The sequence below is a fragment of the Streptomyces sp. NPDC002896 genome, assembly GCF_040295225.1.
Lineage (GTDB): Bacteria > Actinomycetota > Actinomycetes > Streptomycetales > Streptomycetaceae > Streptomyces.
The window spans coordinates 167,577-174,328 of record NZ_JBEOVA010000018.1 but is presented as its reverse complement, the minus strand read 5'-3'; the positions used below and the strand labels follow the sequence as shown (position 1 = coordinate 174,328).

General features: G+C 64.2%; 5 protein-coding genes. 4 read left to right on the top strand and 1 reads right to left on the bottom strand.

The features are described 5' to 3' along the window. Positions 1-653 precede the first annotated feature (653 nt). A complete protein-coding gene (locus tag ABT009_RS29950; RefSeq protein ID WP_351301685.1) occupies positions 654-1,670 on the top strand; it encodes a LacI family DNA-binding transcriptional regulator in 1,017 nt (338 codons plus the stop codon). On the opposite strand, the gene ABT009_RS29945 is transcribed toward ABT009_RS29950, so the two are convergent. Further along, positions 1,667-3,292 (bottom strand): glycoside hydrolase family 43 protein, encoded by a 1,626-nt coding sequence (locus ABT009_RS29945; protein ID WP_351301682.1) that lies wholly within the window; start codon positions 3,290-3,292, stop codon positions 1,667-1,669. The genes ABT009_RS29950 and ABT009_RS29945 overlap by 4 nt on opposite strands. Positions 3,293-3,430: 138 nt before the next feature. On the opposite strand from ABT009_RS29945, the gene ABT009_RS29940 reads away from it, so the two are divergent. From ABT009_RS29940 to ABT009_RS29930, 3 genes are all read left to right on the top strand, one after another. Beyond that, a complete protein-coding gene (locus ABT009_RS29940) occupies positions 3,431-4,789 on the top strand; it encodes an ABC transporter substrate-binding protein (RefSeq protein ID WP_351301679.1) in 1,359 nt (452 codons plus the stop codon). A 59-nt stretch (positions 4,790-4,848) separates the two neighbouring features. After that, positions 4,849-5,808: a carbohydrate ABC transporter permease gene (locus tag ABT009_RS29935; RefSeq protein WP_351301676.1), complete on the top strand. Its 960-nt coding sequence runs from the start codon at positions 4,849-4,851 to the stop codon at positions 5,806-5,808. An 86-nt stretch (positions 5,809-5,894) separates the two neighbouring features. Then, positions 5,895-6,707, top strand: coding sequence for a carbohydrate ABC transporter permease (locus tag ABT009_RS29930; protein ID WP_351301706.1), 813 nt, complete (start codon positions 5,895-5,897; stop codon positions 6,705-6,707). The last annotated feature ends 45 nt before the right edge of the window (positions 6,708-6,752 follow it).

The window sequence follows — 6,752 nt, the reverse complement described above, 5'->3', positions numbered from 1 at the left end:
GAGACAACACAACATGCCATCACTGCCGCACGACAGCGGAACTATGTCTGACCAGCAGAAACACAGCCGTCACTCTCGGAAAGACAACGGCTTCTTACATGGGATCGCTTAGCTGATCAGAGACGCTCGACATGGCCTACGACCCGCCCGCCATCCAGCAGGCCGCGCTGCGCCGCCGCCTGCCCGAAGAGCGCTCCGCCGCCTGACCCGCCCCCGGGGAACCTCGGGACCCCGAACCTCTGCTGACCGACCTAACTCGACGGCCTGCCGCCCCTCGGACGGCAGGCTGTCCCCACACGGCGAGCCCCTTTCAACCTGACTTCATGAGAACGCAGTCAGGTATCCGGGGGCATCCCGGCTGCGCACCCAGCCACCGAGTCCTGACCAGCACGAACACCAGACTGGAAAAGGCTCGCTGCTGAGCGCGTCAACACCCGGCACCGTGGCGGCACCAGCTGGTGGGCACCAGCGAATTTCCCAAACGCGGCCCAGATGGCCAACCTATGCGAGTCGGTCCTCGAGGTACGGGCTCGGAGGCATTCATCACACCTTCACCGGCGAAAGCCAAGCGGCAATCGCAGCTGCCGTGTGTGGCAACATCGAGTTAGCACCGCAAGCGATGGTGCCGCAGTGAGGATGGAGAACCAGAAGACATGAACCGGGCACCGGGAATGGTGGATGTGGCGCGCGAGGCCGGTGTGTCGCACATAACCGTTTCCCGTGTTCTGAACGGTCATCCCTCTGTGCGTCCAGAGACCCGCGCCCGAGTAGAGGCTGCTATAGAAAAACTCGGCTACCGTCGAAACAGCGTGGCGAGGGCGCTCAAGACACGCCGATCGTCGACGATCGGCGTGGTGATCGCGGGGTCCGAGCTCTTTGAGCTGCCGCGGATTCTGCTCGGTGTCGAGACGGCAGCAAAGCAAGCCGGTTACTGGGTGAACCTCGCCAGCTGGCAGGGGGGCAGCACCTCCGATCTCACGGAGACGCTGCGGCGTCTTACCGATCAGTCGGTTGAGGCCATTGCCGTCATCGCCGACCGGCCCGTCGCCGTGGAGGCTCTTACCGGCATCGTCGCCGGCGTCCCGATGACCGTTGTCATGTCCGGGAGCGTGCCCAACCCGGGCCTGAGTTTCGTCGAACTCGATCAGGAGTTGGGCGCACGCCTCGCCGTTCGGCATCTCCTCCAGCTCGGACACCGCCGGATCATCCATCTCACCGGAGCACTCCGTACCTTCGACGCGCGAGCACGCGTCGAAGGGTGGAGAGCTGAGCTCGAGGCCACGGCGGGAGCCGACGGCGACCTGCTCGAGGGAGATTTCACCGGTGAGAGCGGGTTCCGCCTGGCCAACGACCTCTTTGCCCGACGGAAGGGCTCGCCTACAGCCATCTTCGCCGGTAATGACCAGATGGCGATGGGAGTTCTGGCAGCTTTCGCCGAACTGGGAGTCAAAGTGCCTGATGACGTCTCGCTCGTCGGGTTCGACGACATCGCCGGGGCCGGGTATCTGGTTCCTGCACTGACGACAATCCGCCAGGACTTCGTCACCCTTGGAAGGAGTTCCATCGAACTCCTTTTGCGGATGCTCCGTAGTGAGCCGGCGGCACGTGAGCGCATTGCTCCCGAACTCGTTGTTCGGCGTAGCACTGCGGCACCTCGGGCGGGTTCCTAACCTGTCACTTGGAGCGGCTCGGCTGCGGCGTTCGGCGGGGTTGGCTGCAGGAGTTCCGGCGTCTGTCCGTACTCGAACCAGTGGATGCGCGCGAGATTGTCGCTGGCCTGTCCGTTACTGGTCCCGTAGAGGCCGACATAGACGCCTACGAACCCGCCCGCGCTTTCAGTACTGAAGAAGGAGCGTTCGATGCTCGCCACATGGGTCCATTCCGATGCCCCATGGGCCTTGAACCGGAACGTGTAACCCGTTTCGTCGCCCTCGACGGCGAGCAGCATGTCGCTGCCCGCGACGGGTACCCGCGTGACGCGGATGCACCTGTCTTCCGTCTCCCATGCCTTCAGGACGACCTGCGCTGTACCGGAGGCGTCGACGCTAAGGGCCAGGGTGGCGTGCCGGTCTTGGCTTTGAACGACAGCCAGCCCGGCTTCCTCCGACGGATCCGCTGCCGCAAAGCTGATGCTCACTCGGCTGGAGAATCGGATGTGCTGTTGGCGTCGGCCGATGAAGGCTGGGGTCTGCTTGGAGGTGAGCGGTTCGGGCGACAGGCTGAAGTCAAGTCCTGTTCCACCGGGTGCTGGTCTGAGGAAGGCATCGGCGGGGCCCCGCAGGCTGTTCCATTCCAGGCCAAGGGCGGCCTCGCCGAAATGAACCCGCCTGGTCACCTCAGCGCATTCCTTCGAGCTCTGGGGATCTGCTATGGACGGCAACCGCTCCGAGAGCCGCACGCAACCTGACTCGGGGGCGAAGACCGGTCCGTTCGCCGTCCACTCGACCGGGACGAGGAACACCTCGCGGCCGAGCGTGTGCGAGCCGTTGATGGGCCGCACGCCCAAGGTCAGGGCCCAGGTCTCTCCGTCGATGGTGTCGACGAGGTCGGCGTGGCCGACGTTCTGAATCGGTTCGTTTGCACCGCGATGACGGTGTGTCAGGAGCGGGTTCCTTGGGTCGGTCACGTAGGGGCCGGTCACGGCATCAGCCCGCGCGGCTGTCACGGAGTGGTTGTTTTCTGTGCCCCCCTCCGCTGCGATCAGGTAGTACACGCCGTCGCGTTTGTAGATGTGCGGTGCCTCCACCCACGCGCCCCGCATGGCGCCATGCCACAGGACATGGGTCGGGCCCACCAACGTCAGGCTGGCCAGGTCCAGTTGGCGCATCCAGAGCTGACCGGGGGCGCCCGCGACCGAAGGAACCGTGTCCCGGCATCCTGTGAACCAGCAGCGCCCGTCGTCGTCGAAGAAGAGCGACGGGTCGATTCCTTCCGCCTCCAGCGGGACCGGATCCGACCACGGGCCGGCTGGGTCATTCGCCGTGGCGACGAAAGTGACGCTCCCCCCGCGTTGCTTCGCAATGGTGGACACCACGTAGAAGGTGCCGTTGTGGTGGCGAATGGTGGGCGCCCAGATGCCGTCCGAGGTGTCAAAGCCTCGCAGGGAAAGCTGTTGCGGCCGATTCAGCACGTGAGTCAACTGGCGCCAGTGCACCAGGTCGCGGCTATGGAAGACAGGAATGCCGGGGTAGTACGCGAACGACGAGGTGACCAGGTAGAAGTCCTCTCCGACCCGGCAGACCGACGGATCCGGGTAGCTGCCGGCCAGGACGGGGTTCGTGAAGGTGGGCACGGGAGGCACTCCGGGGGTGGTGGTCGGGGTTGCAGGTGAAGGGGCTTGACACATGACAACGTTAACATCAGGTTAGTCCTCGACGCACTGACGACCGGCGCCGTGCCGGTACGCACCACACGTCGAAGGAGACGTGACATGACCGCTTCGCCCCTCCGCCCCTCTCGATCACGCTGGAACCGGCAGCTTCGCTCCGCCGGGAGGGTGCCGGCCATCGGCGCTTTGACAGCCGTCCTCGCGGCATCGCTCCTCGCCTGCTCGTCATCGGACACATCTGCGGGCGGCGGCAAGGTCACGCTGGAGTTCTGGACCTACACGCTCAAGGGCGGAGATCCGGCGGCAAAGGCCATCGTGGACAGGTACCACCAGGAGCACCCCGACGTCACCATCAAGCTCTCGGAGGTGGGGGGCACAGCCGAGACCTCCTCCAAGCTGCTAGCTGCGGACAAGGCCGACGACGCGCCGGACGTCGTACAGCTCGAATACCGGGCGCTGCCTTCCCTGGTGGTGGCCGGAGCCGTCAAGGACATCACCAAGGACGTCTCGGGCGCCAAGAACGATGTCGATCCGAACATCTGGGCCCTGACGACTTTCAACAAGCAGGTCTACGGTGTCCCGCAGGACATCGGGCCGATGATGTTCACCTACCGCAAGGACCTGTTCGACAAGTACGGCGTCAAAGTCCCCACCACCTGGGCCGAGTACGCAAACGCTGCTGAGCAGATCCACAAGAAGGACCCGAACGCCTACATTGCCAGCTTCTCCGCTTCCCAGTTCGAGTTCTTCGCCGCGCAAGCAGCCCAGGCCGGTGCGCAATGGTGGAGCAACGATGGGAAGTCGTGGAAAGTCGGCATCGACAGCGAAGAGTCGCTCAAGACTGCGGACTTCTGGCAGGATCTCGTCGACCGGGACCTCGTGAAGGTCGAGCCGCTGCTCACTCCCGAGTGGAACGCCCAGGTCAACGACGGGAAGATCCTCAGTTGGGCTGCGGCAGCGTGGGCGCCGAGCGTGATTTATTCGGTCGCGCCGGAAACGGTAGGAAAGTGGGAATCGGCGCCCCTGCCGCAGTGGACTCCAGGCGAAGCCGCAGTGCCCTTCCAGGGAGGATCCGCCTACCTCGTTCCAGCGAAGTCCAAGCATGCGAAGGAAGCCGCGGAATTCGCTGCATGGCTGGGTGCGTCCGCGGAAGGGTCCAAGCTCCTGCTCGACCTTGACATCTACCCCGGAGGCGACGCCGGCCGAAAGGCGACCCTGACCCACGAGCCCCCCAAACTGATGCCTCAGCAGAAGGACTTCTACCAGGTCGCCGACAAGGTCATCAAGGACACCACCATCCCGGTCACATGGGGCCCCAATGTGAACGTCGCCCAGAGTGCCTTCAGTGATGCGCTGAACACTGCCGCGCTCAAGAAGACCTCATTCCGCAGCGTCTACAAAGCGACGCAGCAGGCCGTGGTCGCCGACCTCAAGAAGTCGGGCTACACCGTCACGGGATAGAAGGCGGGCCAGGAACACCCCGCCCATTCCCGGCTCGTCGAACGAATCCAGGACGTCTCATGCCAGCCAATGCCGTCTCGACATCCGTGCCCGTCAGTGATCCGCCGATCAGGCACCGCACCCGGAACCGAACGTCCCTCACACCGTGGCTGTTTGCCGCACCTGCCCTCGGCCTCTTCGCTCTGTTCCTGGTCGTTCCGATCGGCTACGCGATCTACCTCAGCTTCCGCGGCTACCGCATCGAGGGCGGTGGGGGCTTCGGCCGGCGGGTCGAGACCTTCATCGGATTCGACAACTACCAGGCCGTGTTCACCGATCATGAGTACCTGGCCGGTCTCGGGCGTGTACTCGTGTACGGCGTCATCGCCATCCCCAGCGTCCTGGGCCTCGCGCTGATGTTTGCGCTCCTGCTCGACACCCCGCGGGTCAGGGCACGCAGCTTCGCCCGCACGGCGATTTTCCTCCCCTACGCCGTCCCGGGTGTGATCGCCAGTCTCCTCTGGGGCTTCTTTTACCTCCCCAGCACCAGCCCACTCAACTACATCGCCGAACGACTTCACACCGGTCCGCTCGACTTCTTCAGCTACCCCGCTCTCTACTTCTCCCTGGCGAACATCGCCCTGTGGTCCGGAGTCGGGTTCAACATGGTCATCATCTATACCTCGCTGCGGGCGATCCCGACCTCCATCTACGAGGCGGCCAGAATCGACGGCGCCAGCGAACTGCAGATCGCGGTGAGAATCAAGATTCCGCTTGTGGCCCCGGCCCTTGTCCTCACCGGGCTGTTCTCCGTCATCGGGACCCTCCAGCTGTACAGCGAGCCGGCGACCCTGCGGCCGATCACCACGACCGTTTCCTCCACCTGGGTGCCCCTGATGAAGATCTACCAGGAGGCCTTCATGAACGACAACCTCGGTGGGGCCGCTGCCGCCTCCGTCGTCCTGGCTCTGGGAATTCTCGTTGTCTCGTTGCTCCTGCTGCGCTTCTTCCAACACCGAGCCTTCGGAGACAATTCGTGACCGCGACCGTTGACGCCCTCCGCCACTCCGAGCGCACAGGGGACCGTCAGTTCCGCAAGAGCAGGCCGAGGACCCGGCAGCCTCGCCTGGCACTGACCGTCCTTGTGCTGGGCGCCCTGTACTGTCTGACTCCCGTGGCCTGGGTCGTCATCGCCGCATCGAAGACGCCCCGCGAACTGTTCACCACATTCTCGTTCGCTCCGGGAACAGGGCTTTTCGACAATCTCGCCAACCTCAGCCGCTACGGCGGAGGCCAGTTCTGGCAGTGGTCGCTCAATTCGGTTCTCTACGCCGGCGTCGGAGCCATAGCGTCAACCATGGTCTCCGCCATGGCCGGGTACGCTCTCGCGAAGTTCCAATTCCGCGGCCGCGAAGCGCTCTTCTCGGTAATTCTCGCCGGTGTGCTCGTTCCCGGGATCGTCCTGGCAGTCCCGCAGTACCTCCTCATGGCCAGGATCGGGCTTGCGGGCACCTACTGGTCGGTGCTGCTTCCCGTCATCATCAACCCGTTCGGCATCTTCCTGTGCCGCGTCTTCGCAGCCGCCTCGATCCCGGAGAGCACACTCGAAGCGGCACGGCTGGACGGAGCCAGCGAACTGCGCATCTTCGGTTCCATCGTCTTGCCCATGATGACGCAAGGGCTCGTGACCGTCTTCCTGCTGCAGTTCGTGAGCATCTGGAACAACTTCCTGCTGCCGTTCGTCATGCTCTCCGACCAGGACAAATACCCGATCACCCTCGGCTTGTACACGTTCTTGTCAAAGGGTGCCGGTGACACCGACCTTTACCCGCTCGTCATCATGGGCTCCGCCGTCGCCATCATCCCGCTCGTCGTCCTCGTCCTTGTCCTGCAACGATTCTGGCGAGCTGACCTTCTTGCCGGCGGACTGAAAGGGTGACCGGCATGAATCTCGCAGCAGGCGGCCTCGGCGACGGTCGCGCGG

Excerpts from the sequence above, each read along its gene's own strand:
- ABT009_RS29935 (WP_351301676.1), top strand. The coding sequence starts at position 4,849 with ATGCCAGCCAATGCCGTCTCGACATCCGTGCCCGTCAGTGATCCGCCG.
- ABT009_RS29940 (WP_351301679.1), top strand. The coding sequence starts at position 3,431 with ATGACCGCTTCGCCCCTCCGCCCCTCTCGATCACGCTGGAACCGGCAG.
- ABT009_RS29950 (WP_351301685.1), top strand. The coding sequence starts at position 654 with ATGAACCGGGCACCGGGAATGGTGGATGTGGCGCGCGAGGCCGGTGTG.